Below are 1,108 nucleotides of genomic sequence, written 5' to 3' on the forward strand. Positions count from 1 at the left end.
CAATTAGTTATACCCCAAGGCACGACTCAAATTAGAATTGAAGCGATCGCAATTAATTTGGAGAACCAGCAGGAGAGTCACAAGGCGGAGTTGGAGTGTGTAGTTGTTCCTACTGACTTATCTAGTACGGTTGAAGGATGAAGTGTTTTATAGCAATTATCATAGCTATGAGGTAAACAATTTCTGGATTTTAGGGAACAGGGAATCGGGAATCGGGAATCGGGAATCGGGAATCGGGAATCGGGAATCGGGAAAAAATCCTGTGTACCTCATAGGTATGAAAAACGCTATACTGAGGCAATGCCGTTTTGTTCCATATAATTCAGTAACCAGTTTGCGGCTGTAGCTCTGCGAGTTTGTCGAGGACCAAATTCCCCGATTTTATAACCTTTGAAACCTAATTTTTCTTTCAATAACTGTTTATTTTCTTTGGGTATTGAACGGGTTAGTTTTACGGTAGCAGGGCGGCTTTCTATGAAATTGGGTGGTTCGGGATAGTCTTCTTGCCATTCAGGATTAACCTCAGTTATATCCCACTGTTGCGTAGTTGAGTTATAACGATAACCTAGATAGTACCAGAGTAGTTTATTAACGGTATCGTCATCAATTTTTTCGTTTAAAATTGCCCAAATTGTATTAGTATTGAGTGGCGGTAGTTCAAACATATTTTAATTATAAATTAGGACTTATCAACGATTAAGTAGATTCTAGATAAAGTTAGACTATCTAGACTTCTTCACTTCTCTCCTGGTACCTCTGGCGGAATAATGGTAATGGTTGGGGATTGAAGCTGTATCGCTATGAAAATTATAAAGCAGCCGCTGCGGTGGCAGGTGGGATTGGTTTTCTTGGCTGGTGTGTTGGCGATTTCCACATCAGCTATTTTTGTGCGATTAGCGATCGCATCCGCTGGGGTGAGTGGGGTAGGGTTTAGCCTGTTCGTGGCTGGGTCTCGCCTTACTATTGCGTCTATGCTACTGTTACCAGCTTGGGGCAATCTCAGGCAAGGTCAGCTAGGTCCAGGTGCATTACTCTATGCCAGTGGGGCTGGCATTTGTTTAGCGCTACACTTTGTGACTTGGATTACTTCCTTGTCTTTTACTTCCAA

General features: G+C 42.3%; 1 protein-coding gene and 1 pseudogene. One reads left to right on the forward strand and one right to left on the reverse strand.

What is annotated here, in order from left to right; translation table 11 throughout:
- Positions 1–287: 287 nt before the first annotated feature.
- Positions 288–665 (reverse strand): DUF1823 family protein, encoded by a 378-nt coding sequence (locus F6K49_RS51915; protein WP_075895885.1) that lies wholly within the window; start codon positions 663–665, stop codon positions 288–290.
- A gap of 135 nt (positions 666–800) precedes the next feature.
- Here F6K49_RS51915 and F6K49_RS51920 point away from each other — a divergent pair.
- Positions 801–1,108, forward strand: a pseudogene (locus F6K49_RS51920) (EamA family transporter); the annotation flags it as partial.

The organism is Moorena sp. SIO3I6 (assembly GCF_010672095.1).